General features: G+C 46.9%; 16 protein-coding genes and 1 pseudogene. 10 read left to right on the forward strand and 7 right to left on the reverse strand.

Annotated features, from left to right (window positions below; genetic code table 11):
• Positions 1-636: 636 nt before the first annotated feature.
• Positions 637-2913 (reverse strand): TonB-dependent receptor, encoded by a 2277-nt coding sequence (locus K5Q99_RS18830; protein WP_220777767.1) that lies wholly within the window; start codon positions 2911-2913, stop codon positions 637-639.
• A 55-nt stretch (positions 2914-2968) separates the two neighbouring features.
• On the reverse strand, positions 2969-3265 hold the full coding sequence (locus K5Q99_RS18835) for a hypothetical protein (protein ID WP_106651547.1): 297 nt from the start codon (positions 3263-3265) through the stop codon (positions 2969-2971).
• 455 nt (positions 3266-3720) lie between these two features.
• Between K5Q99_RS18835 and K5Q99_RS18840 the strand changes: the two genes are divergently transcribed.
• The 4 genes from K5Q99_RS18840 to K5Q99_RS18855 are packed head-to-tail and all read left to right on the forward strand — an operon-like array spanning position 3721 to position 6955.
• Entirely contained in the window at positions 3721-4560 is an 840-nt protein-coding gene (locus K5Q99_RS18840; RefSeq protein WP_220777768.1) for a MipA/OmpV family protein, read from the forward strand.
• Between the two features lie 10 nt (positions 4561-4570).
• Entirely contained in the window at positions 4571-4954 is a 384-nt protein-coding gene (locus K5Q99_RS18845; protein ID WP_220777769.1) for a DUF3019 domain-containing protein, read from the forward strand.
• Between the two features lies 1 nt (position 4955).
• Entirely contained in the window at positions 4956-5660 is a 705-nt protein-coding gene (locus K5Q99_RS18850) for a response regulator (protein WP_220777770.1), read from the forward strand.
• The gene (locus K5Q99_RS18855; protein WP_220777771.1) at positions 5657-6955 is read left to right on the forward strand and encodes an ATP-binding protein; all 1299 of its coding nucleotides are present in this window, start codon (positions 5657-5659) and stop codon (positions 6953-6955) included. The genes K5Q99_RS18850 and K5Q99_RS18855 overlap by 4 nt, the downstream gene beginning before the upstream one ends.
• Positions 6956-7072: 117 nt before the next feature.
• Here K5Q99_RS18855 and K5Q99_RS18860 read toward each other — a convergent pair whose 3' ends face one another.
• From K5Q99_RS18860 to K5Q99_RS18875, 4 genes are all read right to left on the reverse strand, one after another.
• Positions 7073-7531, reverse strand: coding sequence for a CC0125/CC1285 family lipoprotein (locus K5Q99_RS18860; RefSeq protein WP_106651545.1), 459 nt, complete (start codon positions 7529-7531; stop codon positions 7073-7075).
• Positions 7532-7552: 21 nt separating this feature from the next.
• Entirely contained in the window at positions 7553-8326 is a 774-nt protein-coding gene (ompV, locus tag K5Q99_RS18865) for an outer membrane protein OmpV (RefSeq protein WP_220777772.1), read from the reverse strand.
• A gap of 231 nt (positions 8327-8557) precedes the next feature.
• Entirely contained in the window at positions 8558-8986 is a 429-nt protein-coding gene (locus K5Q99_RS18870) for a hypothetical protein (protein ID WP_106651543.1), read from the reverse strand.
• Positions 8987-9123: 137 nt separating this feature from the next.
• Entirely contained in the window at positions 9124-10164 is a 1041-nt protein-coding gene (locus K5Q99_RS18875) for an NADP(H)-dependent aldo-keto reductase (protein ID WP_220777773.1), read from the reverse strand.
• Between the two features lie 454 nt (positions 10165-10618).
• Here K5Q99_RS18875 and K5Q99_RS18880 point away from each other — a divergent pair, with 454 nt between their 5' ends.
• From K5Q99_RS18880 to nqrF, 6 genes are all read left to right on the forward strand, one after another.
• Positions 10619-11992 carry a Na(+)-translocating NADH-quinone reductase subunit A gene (locus K5Q99_RS18880; protein WP_220777774.1) on the forward strand — a complete coding sequence of 458 codons (1374 nt, stop codon included), beginning with the start codon at positions 10619-10621 and terminating at the stop codon, positions 11990-11992.
• On the forward strand, positions 11992-13224 hold the full coding sequence (locus tag K5Q99_RS18885; RefSeq protein WP_220777775.1) for an NADH:ubiquinone reductase (Na(+)-transporting) subunit B: 1233 nt from the start codon (positions 11992-11994) through the stop codon (positions 13222-13224). The genes K5Q99_RS18880 and K5Q99_RS18885 overlap by 1 nt, the downstream gene beginning before the upstream one ends.
• Complete coding sequence (locus tag K5Q99_RS18890; protein ID WP_220777776.1) at positions 13214-14020, forward strand: Na(+)-translocating NADH-quinone reductase subunit C; 807 nt, start codon at positions 13214-13216, stop codon at positions 14018-14020. Before K5Q99_RS18885 ends, K5Q99_RS18890 begins: the two co-directional genes overlap by 11 nt.
• Positions 14017-14637: an NADH:ubiquinone reductase (Na(+)-transporting) subunit D gene (locus K5Q99_RS18895; protein WP_006080314.1), complete on the forward strand. Its 621-nt coding sequence runs from the start codon at positions 14017-14019 to the stop codon at positions 14635-14637. The genes K5Q99_RS18890 and K5Q99_RS18895 overlap by 4 nt, the downstream gene beginning before the upstream one ends.
• Before the next feature lie 9 nt (positions 14638-14646).
• Positions 14647-15255: an NADH:ubiquinone reductase (Na(+)-transporting) subunit E gene (gene nqrE / locus K5Q99_RS18900; protein ID WP_106651538.1), complete on the forward strand. Its 609-nt coding sequence runs from the start codon at positions 14647-14649 to the stop codon at positions 15253-15255.
• Between the two features lie 77 nt (positions 15256-15332).
• The gene (gene nqrF, locus K5Q99_RS18905; RefSeq protein ID WP_220777777.1) at positions 15333-16550 is read left to right on the forward strand and encodes an NADH:ubiquinone reductase (Na(+)-transporting) subunit F; all 1218 of its coding nucleotides are present in this window, start codon (positions 15333-15335) and stop codon (positions 16548-16550) included.
• Positions 16551-16646: 96 nt separating this feature from the next.
• Here nqrF and K5Q99_RS18910 read toward each other — a convergent pair.
• Positions 16647-16900 (reverse strand): annotated as a pseudogene (locus K5Q99_RS18910) (hypothetical protein); the annotation flags it as partial.

Genomic DNA, 16900 nt, shown 5'->3' on the forward strand with positions numbered 1-16900 from the left:
AGGGTCTTCGATGAGTTTCAAGTGTTCAAATAAGGACATGGATTAGGCTCAGTAGAATAACATGCCCGATCAGATCATGCAGATAGGAATAAGTTCCCTACTGTTAACAAAGTATGATCCCGCCCTGGTTTTTATGTTCTTCTATTTTAATGCCATGCGCGCGACTTTTGTATGGCACTCAAAATATAAGATAGTTGATGAATCGTTATCTCTCGATACTGACATGTAACCAGATCATACCTTGCAATCTAGTGACTTATATTGTGTGGTGTACTACATGGTATTGATTAATATAGCTTATTTAGATGTTTTTATGGTGATGACGTTAAAGGTAGCGCTATAACGACTTAACGGTTCTCAACGTTAACGGTTATTGCCAGATAAACGTATTTTGGACAGCTCATTGAAGCTGTTTATTGGCCGTGTCTGGCTGGTTACTTGTCGATAATCAGATTTGGTTTAAATTGATGTAAACCTTTTTTGCTAAATCAGCCTCGCGATAATAGCCGCTGTGATTTGCTACTGATGTGAATATGCCTGTAGCAACTTGTCTTACGTAGTGACTAATAGATGAATAAAAGCGAAGTCTAGGACTTCGCTTTGGGCTTAACTTATTGTCTTTTACAACTCTTGTTTTTAGAAGTTATAGGTGACACCTAACATAAAGTTGCGTCCCATCAGTGGGGCGTAATCTTTGAGTAACGAGGTGTGTGGCCGCGCGTCTTGGTCGAGTAGATTTGTGCCTTTGACATAGAACAGCATGTCACCCGCAGAAGTGTATAAACGGTAGGTGACGGCGGCATTCACTAGCGCATAGCCTGCTGTTTCGGTTTCATTTTCGGCGGTATCCGTTTGTTTTGCATAGCCAATCGCGCCGACTTCAGCGTGCCATTGTTGTTGGTCAAAGTTTAAAGTTGAACCGATACGCATGGGCGAAATGAGTGGCAAGTTACCACCATCGACCAGCTTGCCACGGGTGTAATCGCTGAACATATCCAATGACCAAATATCGTTAAACGGGATGCTGGCTTGGGCCTCGAGGGAATAAAGCTCGGCATCGCCTTGGGTGTATTGGTAAACCGGTAAATCACCTTCAGCATCGCCGTTGACTATATCTGAGGCGACTAAGCCCGTATTTTTCTCGTAATAGAAATTATTGACTCGGTTGTAGGCCATGCTCAATGAGCCTGTCCACGCACCCTCTAATTTGCGCAGGGTTAAGTCGATATTGTTGGCGATCTCTTTATCGTTATTGCCATTGTTAGTGATGATTTGACCATTTTCAATGCTGAACTGCGAACCAAGCTCAAAGCTTTGGGTAGCATCGTGGGGACCATAGCTGTAAAGCTCTTCGGCGGTGGCCGAACGTTGGGCGCGGGTGAGCGACAGTCCTAAGTTATAGGCAGGATCTAAGTCCCACACCATGCCCGCCGATACAGTTAAATCATTATCGACTAAGTCTTCGGCTTGATAGGTCTGTTCGCCATTTAGCGTGTCTAGTGTCATGCTGTCTGGCGCTAAGCGGTAATGCTCTAAGCGGCCGCCAAGCTCGAAGCGAAAATCCCCGACCTTACGTTCTTGCACGATAAAGGCGGCTAAGGTATCGGTTTTGCTGTCTGGTGTCAGCGCTTCTTCGCCTTCAACGGCAAAGTCACGGTGCACAGCATGTAGCCCCATAGTGCCTTGCCACTCACCCCAAGGATGATTGTTAAGGCTTAAGCGCGCTTCACTTTGTTTGTTGAAGAAAGTTGTGCCGGCAACCCCATCTTCTTCCTCAGCATGTTGATAATCGGTATAGCCCGCATCAAAACGCAGTTTACTGAAGCCTGCAAAAGGATCTAACAAACCACTGTGCAGTTGCCATGCGGTTTTCTTTAAATCTATGGTGATGTCGGGCGCATCGGCTTCGCCGCGGCCGGGAATACCGTAATTCGATTCAGTGCGCGCGCCGGATACGCTGACAAATCCCGTGTCACCGGTATAGCCAACACCCGCGGCATAGTCGTCGAGTTTTTGATTACTATTCGCCAGCTTTCCATGGGTTTCGGGCAGATTGGCAATGGCATTTCCCGGAATATCGACATCGTCGGTAATGCGGTGGGTGCCATCTACATGCCAATTGAACTGACCATTGCCACCATCGATATCACCGTTAAAGGTGCGGCCATTGCTGGCCGTGTCGTAGCGAGTGCCAAATTGTCCCGACAGTTCATCGACTGGGCTCTCGTGGTAGCGTTTATCCACCACATTGACCACGCCGCCAATGGCGCCGTTCCCGTAAAGCAATGTACCTGGGCCGCGCAGGATCTCAATTTGCTGCGCCGAGGCGGCTTCCGCTGTTACCGCGTGATCGGCCGATACCGTTGATGCGTCACCAACAGACAGACCATTTTCAAGCACTTGTACTCGAGGACCACCCATGCCGCGAATGATGGGGCGACTCGCCCCCGCACCAAAGTGAGAGGCTTGTACGCCGGGGAGTTTTTCTAAGGTGTCGCCCAGTGTCGGCTCGATATTGAGCTTGAGTTGGTCTTCGGTTAACACACTGATTGGCGTCGTGCTTTCGAGCGCAGAGCGGGCGAGCGGCGATGCGGTCACGACAATGTTTTCCATCGCCGTTTTCGTCAGTGAAATATCCTGCATCATCGCGCCAGTGGTTATCTGCAAATCCCTGTCAACGTGCTTAAAATCGGTATCGCTAATGTGGAGGTGGATATGGCTATTGTCGGCCACAGTTAACTGATACTGGCCCTGAGGATTGGTGCTTGTGCTCGTCCCACCGTCGATGCTGACAAGGGCGCCAGCGATAGGCGCGCCTTGCAGATCGGTCACTCGACCTTGTAATTGAGCGGCCATAACCGGTGAACACACGCTAGCCACTGCTAGCGCTATTGAAGATAGTGCAAGTTTCATTGTGCCTTTCCTTTAGATAAGCAAAAAATAGATTTTTTTAAATGATTGAATTTGCTTAAGACAGTAAGGGCGGTGCACGCACGTTGAAGTGACGTAACCAAGGTAAACTCGGTTGTTGATAAGGTTTCTGCGGGATGCTTTCAGCTTGCTGCAATCCCATCGGTGGCATAAGCACAGACGATGGGCCCGCATTTTGCTCATGACCAAAATCGCACAGGAAACAGTGGGCATGCTCATGTTCCAAACTGTGTTCAGCAGAATGCGACAGCGCAACCGATTGGATGACAATCAGCCACACGCCGAGCAGTAGCCAAAGCCACTTTCTGTGAGTTGGGGAACTTGAGTGAGTCATTATTCTTCTATGGGTCAGAGTTATCTTAGCGTCGCACCAGTCGAACGCGAGATACAGTTGATCCTAATTTGTGACTCGACCCTACTTGAATTGTCAGTATTGGGTCTAGTTAACCTTTGTTAATAAAGAATGTTTAATCGGTTTCGATGATGGGATAATTTAATCTATTAATTTGTTTTTATTATGGATTCTATCATCCTGATTAATGTGAATGACGAACATGAAGGTTCTAATACCTTAGTTACATCCTCAATCGTTTCAGCGGATAAGCGTATTAGGTCCGAAGTTTCCCCCTCGTTTAAATTCACTTCCTTGCGCTTTGCTGACTGTTCTTGCTATCTGACGATATTTTCGTCGCAAAAATGCAATGGCTTGTGCAGTGGCGGATAAAAAGACTAACAAACTGTTGTAATATGTAGCGCTAAATAACGACTAGAAATGTGGATTAAATGGGCATGCGTATTCTTTGTTTTTTTGTGTTAACGCTCAGCATGCTTTCCGGTACCGCTGCCGCATCGGATATTGCAAGTAGTGTCAACGGAGGCACCAATCGCCTAGCCGATGGCGGTGATTTTGAACTGGGTATGAGTGTTTACGGGATCAATCAAATTGATGTTCGGCAAACCGATTCTGGCGCTGCGCAATTGTCGCTGTTGGTCAGTGGCATGTATCAATACAAAGGCATGTTTGTTGAGATGATCCACCAATCTCAGGATGGGGTTAATCTTGGGGTTAATCTTTGGAGTTCAGAGGATTGGTCCTTTGATCTGTTACTGGCGAACTTACAAGGTTCATGGTCTCGTCCAGATGTGGACCCCAGCACACTCGATGAAGCTGGCCGCAATGCTTATCTACTATCGGAAGATTCGCTCTATATTGGCGCAGGTTTTCGTGCAACGCGTTATTGGGGCGATAACTACGTTTTCCAGTACAGATTAGTGTCTGATTATTATGATGATCAAGGTATTCAGAGTTCTGCCAGATTGGGTAAGTCTTGGCAGGTACGTAATTGGAACTTTCACGTTTTGGGAAGCGTAGGCTTTTCATCAGCCACCTTGAATCGTTATCTTTTTAGTGTCAGTAAAGAAGAAGCGACCGAACGCTTTCCCGAATATCACCCGAACAGTTCTTTTAGCTATGGCATGGAGCTCGGTGTTGCCTATCCGCTGAGCGAGAGTTTTGTATTTAGAGCCATGTATCGCTTCAATGTGTTATCCCAAGAAGTGACCGACAGCCCTTTCAATCAAGCTGGCTATGCATCGTACTTTAATGCCTCTATCAGCTATGTGTTTTAGGGGCGTGGGCATGAAGCGATTTTATTTGTGGCTAGTGTTACTGAACGCGCCTTTTTTTGCTTGGGGTCAAGATGATTCGGTGATTTTTACTGCGACCCCAGAGCGCTGCATTGCGCTCCATAAGGGGCAAACTTGCTATCAAGATGTGTTGTTTCGATGGCAAACACCTGCGAGCGGCGAGTATTGCCTCATACTGACTGACCGCCAGCACCAGCTAATCTGCTGGAGCGGCAAAGCCATGCAAGAATACCAATATAGTTTTGAAGGCGATAAAACGGTTACCTTTAGTTTGATCCGTAATGATGATGTGCAACCACTGGCGCAGGTCAAAGTGGTGGTGACTTGGGTTTATAAGGCCCCTAAACAGAGTCAGTCAGGTTGGAGGTTATTCTAATATGTCAGTTGAAAAACACATCTTAGTGGTCGAAGACGATATCTCGCTGGCTGAGTGGATCAGTGATTATTTACTCGACCACGGTTACGAAGTCACGGTTGCCAGCCAAGGCGATTTTGCTTTAGAGATGATAGCCGAAGAGATCCCTGACATAGTGTTACTCGACGTAATGTTACCCGTTAAGAATGGTTTCGATGTCTGTAAGGAAGCGAGAGCATTTTATGCTGGGCCGATTCTCTTTATGACGGCTTGTGTTGAGGATGGGGATGAGATCCGCGGATTAGATGTCGGGGCAGATGATTACCTGACAAAGCCGATCCGGCCACAAGTGTTGTTAGCGCGGATAAAAGCCCTGTTACGCCGTGTGGGTGATGAGGAGCAAAAACAGCAGTTAGTTTTTGATTCGCTGGTGCTCAATGCCACGGCAAAATCGGTCACTATCGATAAACAGCCGCTGGATTTGAATGCCAATGAGTTCGATGTGTTGTGGCTACTGGCATTGAAGGCGGGCACGATTGTCAGCCGTAATGAACTGGTGGCTCAGCTACGGGGCATTGAATACGACGGCCTAGATCGCTCAGTTGATATTCGCATATCGCGTTTACGCAAGAAATTACAGGAAGCGTTGAGTCAGCCCTATAAAGTGAAAACCATCCGTGGCAAGGGATATTTGTTTTGCCGCGACGAAGGTGAGCAAGCTTTATGAAGAAGTTGATGACTTCTCTGGTGCTGGTCGTGCTGGTGGCCATTGCCAGCCTAGGCTGGTCGATAAGCGAGTTTGCTAGTCTGCTAGATCCTGATAATGACACGCAAACCCCAGCCACTCACCTCGCCGCATTAAAACTGCTGGGCGGCACACTGGCGCAAACGCTCGATAACGATAGCGTTAACAATCAAAGTTTTATCGCAAACTGGAACCAGCTAAATTCAGATCAACTCTCTTTAGCGAGTGAAGCCGATTTCGTTTTACCCTCAGATCTAAAAACCGCGTTTTATGCCGGGGAATCACTGCTGCTGGAATCCGATGATGGCATCTCCTTGCATTATTTACTGCCGAAAACGGGGCAGGTATTGAACATCAATACCGATATTGTCACGCCCACCGATGGCAACTTTGACTTGAATAAGCTGTATACCATGCTTTTTTATGGTGGTGTGGTGCTGATATTGTTGGTGTGGGTGTCGCCCTTGATCCGTCAGTTGGTTAATCTCAGTCAGGCGACCCAAGCGTTTGGCATGGGGGAGTTGCAGCAGAGAATTCCTGTTAGAAAAACGTCTTACATAGGCACTATTGAAAGCGAATTCAACCGCATGGCGGATCGTATTCAGCAATTGATCGATGATAACAAACTGCTCAGTCGAGCGGTTTCTCACGATTTAAAAACCCCGATAGCGCGGCTAAGATTTGGTATTGAGGCGCTGGAAGAAACCCAAAGCGAACAGCTCAGAGTGAAGTATTTCCAGCGCTTGAACCGCGATTTAGACACGATGGAAGACTTGGTGATGACGTTGCTGAGTTATGCCCGCCTCGATGAAGCGAATATCCAGCCCGATTGGCAGTCGATTGAACTCAATGCTTGGCTACTCGAAAAGTATCAAGGCCAAGTGTACCCCAATTTTTCAGTTGAACTGGTTCCCTATCCCACAGCGCTCAAGATCAAGACAGACCCTAAGTACTTATCAATGCAGGTTAATAATTTGCTCAATAATGCGCTGCGTTTTGGTAAGGCAAAGATCAGGCTGACGTTGGCAGTCGAGGAGGGCGCGATTTGGTTACACGTTGACGATGACGGTCCGGGGATTGATGAACTGGAGTCTGCGCAAGTGATTAAACCTTTTGTGCGTGGTCAGCACAGCCGTGGAAATTCCGGCCATGGCATGGGATTGGCGATTGTCGACAGAATAGGTTGTTGGATGAATTCCCCATTACGAATTGGTCGTGCTCCTGAGCTCGGTGGCGCTCGCATGTCACTAAAATTCAAGGCTGAAATTTATGGCTGAAATTTATGGCTGAAGTTTAAGCCTGAGGGCAGAGTTGTTTTCATCGGCAGTCTAAGGATAAAACGCACCAGTCTTGATGCCTAACGAGGATCTAGACTGGTGCATTTTGATGAGCAATTAACTTTTCACATTAACATTGTTAAGTATGTAATCCGTTTCATAGATGCGAGAACTCGCATTTTCTGGCTTGCTATGTAAACCTGTAACTTCGACCATGACAGAGGTTTCTTGGTTCATCGTTGAACTTCCCCACAGGATATCCTTACTTGTGCTTGCTCCAACTCCAAACTGGCCAATTGCATCACGTTCGGTTTGTTCGTGAGTAAAAGTGAAGTAGTTATAACCAGCCTGTTTGCATAACTCTGCTGACTTACGCATGACGTACTTTCGGGCCAATGCGCGGTCAGTGTTGCTATTGCCAACAAAGCTTATCTGCCAGCTATCGGGTGCAATCTGTGCGGTTTCAAAGCCTTTACCGAAAGACCAAAATTGCTTTTCGGTATCGTAGGAAGTGGCGCAAGCTGAAAGCATCAGGGCTAATCCAGCACATAAAAACGTTTTTCTGATAAGTGTCATGGTCTTGTCTCGTCAGGTTGGTTAGAAGCTATAGCTCACGCCAAGGGTGGTAACCCACTGGTTGCTACTGTCGATTAGCGGAGAGTCAGCCATGTTGGCAGCTATGTGCGAGTAACCTGTGGCTTGAGTGATGTCTAAATGCTTAGTCACTGGAATTACCAAAGCGTAACCTAGCTTATAGGCAAAGGTGCCGTCGGCTTGATAAGCAGGGCGCTGCGCAGTGGCTTCAGATGACGTCACACCTGTGTAGTAGTTTGCGAAGTCTTTACTGAAATAGTGCACACCCGCATAAGGCACCAGATCACCAAAGCCCAGATTGATTGGATGGTAGTAGGTGATATCAGCTTGAAAACCATCATAAACATTTGTCACATCGTGTTGGAATTTGGTTGATAACGTGCCCGTGCCTAAATGAATGTCGGCGTTTAAACCCATATCGCCACTGAATTTGCGATCTTTCATGCCCGTTAAAATATCGGCGTCATTGGCATCAAAGCCAGGATTGGCAACCACAAAAATGCTGAAGTTAACGGCACTGTCGTTGGTGCCTAAAAAGCGGTAGTTGATACCGGACAGGTCGGCGTTGAAGTCCTCACCGTGGTAGCCGCCATTGAGGTAGACACCTGTCTGGTGATCTTGACCCTTATAAAACTGACTGCCAGTAGCAACACCTGCGCCAGCAAAAAACTGATCTTGATGACTATAGATATTACCGTTACGAATGTAGGTATTGCTTTCAGCAAGCGCGTGGCTCGACATCAAAATACTTGTGATAACAAAGCAAAGTTTTTTCATTTTTTGATCCTTAAGACATCTGTCTAGTGATTGTGGTGCCACTATATTTCAGTTCTTAAAAGGACTCTGTATCCGAATGTAACCTAGATAAGGTTTGAAAGGAGGGGAATCTCTTATTAAACGAGGAGGGATTGGGTTTGTAATAAGGTTTTGAGATTATTAATTTTAAAATTGATAGCATCAAGTGCGTTTCTTGATGCTATTAGGTCATCGAATTAACCAAGTAGCAGACTAATTCCAAACTTTACACTGATTACAAATAGCGACACCGTTATATAGGTCATGCGTTCTTCTACTTTTACAGATACTGCACGGCTGGCCGTCAGCATTTTCATCTAAGATTGCAGTATGTTCTGCTTGGGGTATTTCCTGCGGCACTACCTCTGAGCCACAATGTTTACACTTTCGGGCCGCGCATTTTATTTCTTCAGCGCATTCTGGGCAGTCACGATAAAGTGATTTATCTTCTTGAACATTTTCATTTGGGTGTGCTTGAGCTTCGTTTTTCGCTATTGCAGGCATACAAGCAACGCAAATAATGCCAATCAATGGGCTCACAATAAATGAGATAAAGAACCATAAAATGGCTGATCTGTTTTTACTGGAAGCTATAATTGCAGTGACAAAACATAATATTAGCCAAAAAAGTATATAGAACATGATAAGGTCCATTTAATCAATTGAGGTGAGATTCTACCGCTGAAAAGCTAATAGCATCAGGTGTATTTACCTGATGCTATTGGTAATTCAAACGACTTGCCGACTAAGCCTTGGAGCTAAGATTCCTAAGGTTAGGGCTAAGGGCAAGGTAATCTGAATTTATCGGACAGTTCGTTTAATCGCACTAATAGCTCGGGCGATAAGGTGACTTTCAGGCTGTCGATATTTTCTTTAAGTTGATATAAGTCCGTGGCGCCAATGATGTTGGAGCCAACAAATTTACGCGAGTTAACAAAAGCTAACGCCATTTGTGCGGGCGAGAGTTTGAACTCGCGGGCCAAATCGACGTAGGCTGCCGTGGCCTCGAGTGCCAGTTGCGAGCCTGTGTAACGGGCGAAACGCTTAAACAAGGTCAGGCGCGCACCTTCGGGCCATTGGTCGTTGCAATATTTTCCGGTTAGGGCACCAAAGGCTAGGGGCGAGTATGCGAGCAACGGCAACTCTTCACGGTGGCTGATTTCGCTCATGCCGACTTCGAAGCTGCGATTGAGCAAGTTATAGGGATTTTGCACACTCACAATACGCGGCAAGCCGTGTTTTTCGGCGAGTTGCAGGTACTTCATCAAACCCCAAGGCGTTTCGTTCGACACTCCTATATAGCGCACTTTGCCTTGGCGGATCACTTCGGCAAGGGCTTCTAGGGTTTCGAGGATTGGGGTTTGAGTTTCTTGATCTTGCGCTTCGTAAAACAGTTCACCAAAGAAGTTGGTATTGCGGTCGGGCCAATGAACTTGGTAGAGATCGATAGTATCGATTTGCAGGCGCTCGAGTGACGCATCGACCGCTTGATGGATATTGTTCCAGTCCAGCGCCATATTCTTGCGAATATAATCACTCTTACCACCCGGTGCGGCAATTTTAGTGGCAATCACTAGATCGTCACGGTTGCCGCGAGCCTTAATATATTGCCCAAGAATACGCTCTGTTTCTCCTTGGGTTTCGGGCTTAGGTGGGACGGGATACATTTCTGCCGTATCGATAAAGTTGATACCATTACCTATGGCATAGTCCAGCTGTGCAAATGCTTCGGCTTGGGTATTTTGTTCGCCCCAAGTCATAGTGCCCAAACAGATTTTGCTAACCTCGAGATTAGAATGCGGTATGCGTCTGTATTCCATCTGTTTCTCCTACGAAAACTCTCTTAGTTTGAGGCTACCAAGCTTTTGCTGTAAAGCAAAGGTTAAACCATAGGATGAAATGTTAGTGCGTTAAAAATAGCCAGTACCCAAAGTGGTATTGCGCCATGTTGAGGCATGCCATTGGTTGAAGTTTGTGCTCTGAGTGGTGCTTTTAGCGGTTTTATCGCTTTGCTGCACTGAAATGGGGATTTTGGCTTATTTTCGTAAACCTTAGGTATGACTAAATCAGTAATGACGTAATTATGAATAAATTGTTATAAAACTACATTTATAGATCGCGGCGAGTTTGGAAGTGAATCTGTGTCACAAAACTGCGTAAATTTACGTATCTAACTTACGAATTTGCGGCGGAATGTGACGCCAATATCGGAAACTGCGTTAACAAATCTCTACCCTAAATTTATCTAAAAATTTTTCATGGTTGATATTTGTGATGGCAGATTTTTCAAACCAAATTGTAACGATCAAAAAAGGCCTCGACTTGCCGATTGCTGGCGAGCCACGACAGGTCATTGAACTCGGTGCTAAGCCATCCCAAGTGGCTGTTCTGGGTGAAGAATTCGTTGGACTTAAGCCGACGATGTTGGTCGAAGAGGGCGATTGGGTTCAAAAGGGCCAAGCCCTGTTTGAAGATAAAAAAACACCGGGCGTGTTGTTCACTGCACCCGCTAGTGGCCAAGTCGTGGCGATTAACCGCGGCGAGCGCCGAATTCTACAATCGGTTGTCATTCGTTGTGATGACGGTGAAAACCGCGATGGGCAGATTTCTTTCGATATCCATCAAGACATCGCCGTTCTCCCTCGGCTAACCGTTCAAGACCAGTTAGTGAAAAGTGGTCTATGGACTGCCCTACGTACGCGGCCGTTCTCGCGCGTGCCTGCGCTCGATAGCACGCCCGCAGGGATTTTTGTTACCGCGATTGATACTAATCCACTGGCCGCCGATCCGCGTTTAATCATCGCCGAGCAAACCGAGGCTTTTAAAGCTGGCTTGCTGGTGTTGAGCCGCTTAACTGAGGGTAAAGTTTACCTGTGTCAGGATAAGGGCGAAGCGATGGTGAAAGAGGCATTACCACAACTTGAGGTTCGCCGTTTTGATGGTGTTCATCCTGCGGGTTTAGTGGGCACTCATATTCACTTTACTTTACCTGTGAGCTTAGAGCGTCAGGTATGGCATATCGGCTATCAAGACGTGATTGCCTACGGCAAGTTATTCCAAACCGGTGAGTTATATACCGACCGTATCGTCGCCTTAGGTGGCCCGAGCGTACTGAATCCGCGTTTACTGCGCACTCAGTTGGGTGCTGAGTTAAGTGCCTTAGTCAGTGATGAGATCAAACCCGGCCATAATCGCGTGGTATCGGGCTCTGTGCTATCTGGCCATACCGCACTTGGCGTGCATGACTTTTTAGGCCGATTCCACAACCAAGTGTCAGTGTTGAGTGAAGATGCGCAGCACCATGTACTTTCTTGGGTACGGGGTGGCTCGGATAAATTCTCTATTACCCGCGCGGTGACATCACGTTTGTTTGGTGCCACTAAGTTGTTCGAATTTACCACCCATCAGGGCGGCTCAGCTCGCGCCATGATGGCCTTTGGTCAGCTAGATCGCGTGATGCCACTAGATATTTTACCCACCTTGCTCGTTCGAGACTTAGTGGTGCGCGATACCGATGAGGCGCAAGCCTTAGGTGCATTGGAGTTAGATGAAGAAGATCTGGCGCTGTGTACTTTTGTGTGTCCCGGCAAATATGACTTTGGTAAAGAATTACGTGCCTGTCTAGATGTTATCGAGAGGGAAGGTTAATGACTAAGCAAGTTAAAAAACCTGATTTACAGCAAGCCCCAGATTTACAAGAAGAATACTACGCCACTGGTAAGTCGATGAAGGGCTTTTTGCGCTCACTCGTCATTGCCAATGGCCGCAGCACTAAGGGTAAAGTGCATGTGCGTGACGCGATTGACGTGAAACGTACCATGACGTTAGTCGGTTTGTGTTTACTGCCTGCCATTTTATTCGGTCTATATAACATTGGCCTACAGGCGCAGCTTGCGCTCGCGGGCGGATTATCGACCCCAGATGTGTGGAAGTTAGAAATCTTTAATACTCTGTTTGGCGGCCTTAGCCAAGACACTGGGATATTAGGTTTATTCCTCTATGGTCTTAGTTTTTATCTGCCGATTTACCTGACAGCACTGCTCACCAGTTTGTTCTGGGAAGTGGTGTTTGCGCGGGTTCGTGGTCAAGAGTTGCACGAAGGCTTCTTCGTGACGGCCCTGCTGTTTACCTTAATCTTGCCAGTATCAACACCGTTGTGGCTGGTGGCTATGGGGATTTCCTTTGGTGTGGTCGTGGCTAAAGAGCTGTTTGGCGGCATGGGATATAATTTCCTTAATCCTGCGTTGGCGGGCTTGGCATTTATCTACTTCGCCTATCCCTCTGAAGTTTCAACCATTAAACAGCTGGTTGCCGTTGATGGTTTCTCTGGTGCAACGGCGCTGGCACAAACCGCAGCGGGCAAACTGAGCTTTACCGATTACGCTTGGTTTAGTGCCTTTAGCGATCCTAACTGGTGGAACAATTTCTTTGGCTTTACCGTGGGCGCGATTGGTGAAACTAGCACCTTAGCCATTTTGATCGGCGGTTCACTATTGCTGATCAGCCGTTTAGCGGATTGGCGCATTGTGCTTGGTGTGCTGCTGGGCATGATTGCGACTGCAACCATCTGTAATTACATCGGTTCTAGCAGCAATGACATGATGGCAATGCCGTGGACTTGGCATCTGGTCACTGGCGGTTTTGCGCTGGCTATGATGTTTATGGCCACCGATCCTGTGACCACTTCCTACACTCGCCAAGGCAAATTTGCCTACGGTGCCTTGATTGGTTTTATGACTGTGCTTATCCGTGTCGCTAACCCCAAAATGCCTGAGGGCGTGATGTTAGCCATTCTGTTCGCCAACCTTTGGGCGCCGCTGTTCGATTATCTGGTGGCCCGCGCCAACATCAAACGGAGATTAAAACGTCATGGTATTTAAGAAAGATACTGTGGTGGGGACCATGATCTTCACCATCACGCTCTGTCTCCTGTGCTCATTTATGATCACAGGCACAGCAGGCATATTGAAAGAACGTAAAGTCGCCAAAAAACGTGACGAAGTGAAGCGTTATGTGTTGATGGCCGCTGATGTGAACTTAGGTCAGGGAACTGAATTTAGAGATATTTTCGCTAAATCGGTTAAGCCATTATTGATCAACCTAGACACAGGTAAGGTGGACTCAGACGCTAACGTCCTCGATTTCGATGAGCGTATGGCGGCAATTAATCCTGAGACTTCAAGTGCGCCGAAAAAAGATATCGCCAAGATTAAAACCCGTGCGAACGATGCCCGCGTGTTTAAAGTGCTCGATGCCAACGGCAAGTTAGACAGCGTGGTTGTGCCTTTCTATGGCAAAGGTCTGTGGTCGATGATCTACGGTTATGTGGCGGTTGAACCCGATTTCAACACCATTAAAGGGCTCGTCGTGTACGAGCACGGTGAAACCCCTGGTATCGGCGATTTTTTAACTGATCCTAAGTGGGTGTCACTATGGAAGGGTAAGCAATTGTTTGATGAAAAAGGCAAGTTTTCGATACGTCTTGTGAAAGGCGGCGCTAAAGAAGGCGATATTCACGGTGTCGATGCGGTGAGTGGCGCGACCATGACGGGCCGCGGCGTGCAGCGCGCAATGGAGTTTTGGTTTGGCGTTGAGGGTTTTCAAACCTTCTTCAATCAGCTGAAAGCGACGGCCACGCAGGGTGAATTGCAAGGTGAGTTGGGAGAGGCAAAATGAGCAACACTTTATCCATGCGTGACATGTTAACGGGGCCAGTGTTTGCCAATAACCCCGTCGCAATGCAAGTGCTGGGCGTATGTTCGGCACTGGCGGTCAGTAACTCAATGCAAACCGCTGTGGTGATGACACTGGCAGTGACCTTTGTGTTGGTGTTTTCTAACCTGATTATCTCTGCCATCCGTAACTTTATCCCGACCAGTGTGCGGATTATCGCGCAGATGACGGTTATCGCCTCCTTGGTGATTATCGTCGACATGGTTCTGCAGGATGTAGCCTATGAGTTATCTAAGCAACTTTCTGTATTCGTTGGGTTAATTATCACTAACTGTATCATCATGGGCCGTGCAGAAGCCTTCGCCATGAAGTATCCACCGCATTTAGCGGTCGTCGATGCGCTTGGTAATGCGACAGGCTATGGTTTGATTTTGATCAGCGTCGCCTTTGTACGCGAGCTGTTAGGGACGGGTAATTTATTCGGTCATAGCGTGTTTACCACCATTGAAAATGGCGGCTGGTACTTGCCAAACGAGATGTTCAAGTTACCACCGAGCGCCTTCTTCCTGATTGGTGTGTTGATCTGGACTATCAATGTGATCCAGCGGAAACGGGGTTAAGGAGCAGATATGGAACACTATATAAATCTATTTTTGCAGGCCACTTTTATCGACAACATGGCGCTGTCGTTCTTCTTGGGCATGTGTACTTTCTTGGCAGTGTCTAAAAAGGTGTCAACCGCCTTTGGTCTAGGTGTCGCCGTGATTGTGGTCATGACCTTAGCCGTGCCGTTAAACCAGCTGATTTACGTCAAAGTGCTCGCACCTGGCGCACTGTCTTGGGCGGGATTACCCGGTATCGATTTAAGTTACCTGCAGCTGATCACTTTCATCGGTGTGATTGCGGCGTTAGTGCAAATCCTTGAAATGTTTTTGGATAAGTACATTCCTAGCCTGTATGACTCCCTTGGGATCTTCTTACCTTTGCTCACAGTAAACTGCGCGATTTTTGCTGGGGTGATCTTTATGGCGAACCGTGATTACAACTTCGGTGAGTCAGTGGTGTTTGCTATGGGCTCGGGTTTTGGCTGGGCGGTGGCAATTGTGCTGCTGGCGGGGCTGCGTGAAAGAATGAAATTCAACGCGATTCCCGAAGGCTTACAAGGTATTGGTATCACCTTTATCACAACAGGCTTGATGGCGCTGGGCTTTATGTCTTTCTCAGGGATCTCGCTGTAACGCTACAGTAGGCGAGCCAAGAATTGAGAAAGTGAAACCAGATTCTTTTTAGAAAAGAGCTAGAAAAGGGTAATACGATGGAAATGGCAATTGGCATAGGCATGTTCACGCTAGTGGTCTGTCTATTGGTGATAGTGATTCTAATCGCCAAAAAGAAATTAGTGGCTACAGGTGAAGTGACGATTGGCATCAACGAAGATGCTGAAAAAAGCATACAAGTTGCCGCGGGTGACAAGCTACTCGGCGCCTTGGCGAGTCAGAGTATTTTTATTCCGTCTGCCTGTGGTGGCGGCGGAACCTGTGGTCAGTGCCGAGTGAAAATCAAATCGGGCGGCGGGGATATTCTGCCGACTGAAATGGGTCATATCACTAAGAAAGAGGCTAAAGAAGGTTGTCGTCTCGCCTGCCAAGTCTCAGTGAAAACCGATATGGAACTTGAGCTCGACGAAGAAATCTTTGGGGTGAAAAAGTGGCAATGTAAAGTGATCTCTAACGATAATAAGGCGACTTTTATCAAAGAGTTATTGCTTGAGTTACCTGAAGGTGAAGATGTTCGCTTTAAAGCCGGGGGATATATTCAAATTGAAGCGCCAGCCCATGTGGTGAAATACGCTGACTTTGATATTCCGGCTAAGTACCGCGATGATTGGGAAAAATACGGCCTGTTTGATATTGTCTCTACCGTCAACGAAGAAGTGTTGCGCGCTTACTCTATGGCCAACTATCCCGATGAAAAGGGGCGCATTATGCTGAATGTGCGGATTGCGACGCCGCCATCGGCCAATGTGCCAGCGGGTAAGATGTCATCTTACATCTTTAACCTGAAAGCGGGCGATACAGTGACGATTTCTGGTCCATTCGGTGAGTTCTTTGTGAAGGAAACCGATGCGGAAATGGTGTTTATCGGCGGCGGTGCGGGCATGGCACCTATGCGCTCACACATTTTCGATCAGCTTAAGAGTAAGAAAACGAAGCGTAAAATGAGCTTCTGGTACGGCGCACGTTCAACCCGTGAAGTGTTTTACCAAGCGGATTTCGATGCTCTAGCGGCCGAGAATGACAACTTCGTTTGGCATGTGGCGTTATCTGAGCCATTGCCTGAGGATAATTGGACTGGCTACACTGGCTTTATTCATAATGTGATTTATGAGAATTATCTTAAAAATCATAAGGCACCAGAAGACTGCGAGTACTACATGTGTGGTCCTCCAATCATGAACTCTTCAGTGATTAAGATGCTTGAAAGCCTAGGCGTTGAACCAGAAAACATCCTACTCGATGACTTTGGTGATTAGCCGTTAAACTTAAGCTAGAACTTAATCAGAGCTTCAATTAGCGGTTAAAGCTTGAAACTAAAAACTCGCGTTAAGGCAACTTAACGCGAGTTTTGTTTATTGCTTGTTAGCGTTTTTAAGTTCAAAGCCTCTAACAATGACATATGCGATAAGGGCAAATATAAATACGATAAGGTACATCCATGCGATACTTTGCAAAGTTTCAATAATTGTTCGATATATCTCAATAGTCCAACGTTCTAGAGTTAGCTGTAGAATTTCAACATCTTTATGTCGAGCGGTAATGTAGCGTTCTAAATCATAAATTCTAACTCCACCAGAAATACCCACAACGTATGTGGCAAAAATAA

The sequence above is a fragment of the Shewanella hafniensis genome (assembly GCF_019655335.1).
GTDB lineage: Bacteria > Pseudomonadota > Gammaproteobacteria > Enterobacterales > Shewanellaceae > Shewanella > Shewanella hafniensis.

Bases quoted from the DNA above. Each gene is read 5' to 3' on its own strand.
- K5Q99_RS18830 (WP_220777767.1), bottom strand. From the start codon at position 2,913: ATGAAACTTGCACTATCTTCAATAGCGCTAGCAGTGGCTAGCGTGTGT.
- K5Q99_RS18835 (WP_106651547.1), bottom strand. From the start codon at position 3,265: ATGACTCACTCAAGTTCCCCAACTCACAGAAAGTGGCTTTGGCTACTG.
- K5Q99_RS18840 (WP_220777768.1), top strand. From the start codon at position 3,721: ATGCGTATTCTTTGTTTTTTTGTGTTAACGCTCAGCATGCTTTCCGGT.
- K5Q99_RS18845 (WP_220777769.1), top strand. From the start codon at position 4,571: ATGAAGCGATTTTATTTGTGGCTAGTGTTACTGAACGCGCCTTTTTTT.
- K5Q99_RS18850 (WP_220777770.1), top strand. From the start codon at position 4,956: ATGTCAGTTGAAAAACACATCTTAGTGGTCGAAGACGATATCTCGCTG.
- K5Q99_RS18855 (WP_220777771.1), top strand. From the start codon at position 5,657: ATGAAGAAGTTGATGACTTCTCTGGTGCTGGTCGTGCTGGTGGCCATT.
- K5Q99_RS18860 (WP_106651545.1), bottom strand. From the start codon at position 7,531: ATGACACTTATCAGAAAAACGTTTTTATGTGCTGGATTAGCCCTGATG.
- ompV (WP_220777772.1), bottom strand. From the start codon at position 8,326: ATGAAAAAACTTTGCTTTGTTATCACAAGTATTTTGATGTCGAGCCAC.
- K5Q99_RS18870 (WP_106651543.1), bottom strand. From the start codon at position 8,986: ATGTTCTATATACTTTTTTGGCTAATATTATGTTTTGTCACTGCAATT.
- K5Q99_RS18875 (WP_220777773.1), bottom strand. From the start codon at position 10,164: ATGGAATACAGACGCATACCGCATTCTAATCTCGAGGTTAGCAAAATC.
- K5Q99_RS18880 (WP_220777774.1), top strand. From the start codon at position 10,619: ATGGCAGATTTTTCAAACCAAATTGTAACGATCAAAAAAGGCCTCGAC.
- K5Q99_RS18885 (WP_220777775.1), top strand. From the start codon at position 11,992: ATGACTAAGCAAGTTAAAAAACCTGATTTACAGCAAGCCCCAGATTTA.
- K5Q99_RS18890 (WP_220777776.1), top strand. From the start codon at position 13,214: ATGGTATTTAAGAAAGATACTGTGGTGGGGACCATGATCTTCACCATC.
- K5Q99_RS18895 (WP_006080314.1), top strand. From the start codon at position 14,017: ATGAGCAACACTTTATCCATGCGTGACATGTTAACGGGGCCAGTGTTT.
- nqrE (WP_106651538.1), top strand. From the start codon at position 14,647: ATGGAACACTATATAAATCTATTTTTGCAGGCCACTTTTATCGACAAC.
- nqrF (WP_220777777.1), top strand. From the start codon at position 15,333: ATGGAAATGGCAATTGGCATAGGCATGTTCACGCTAGTGGTCTGTCTA.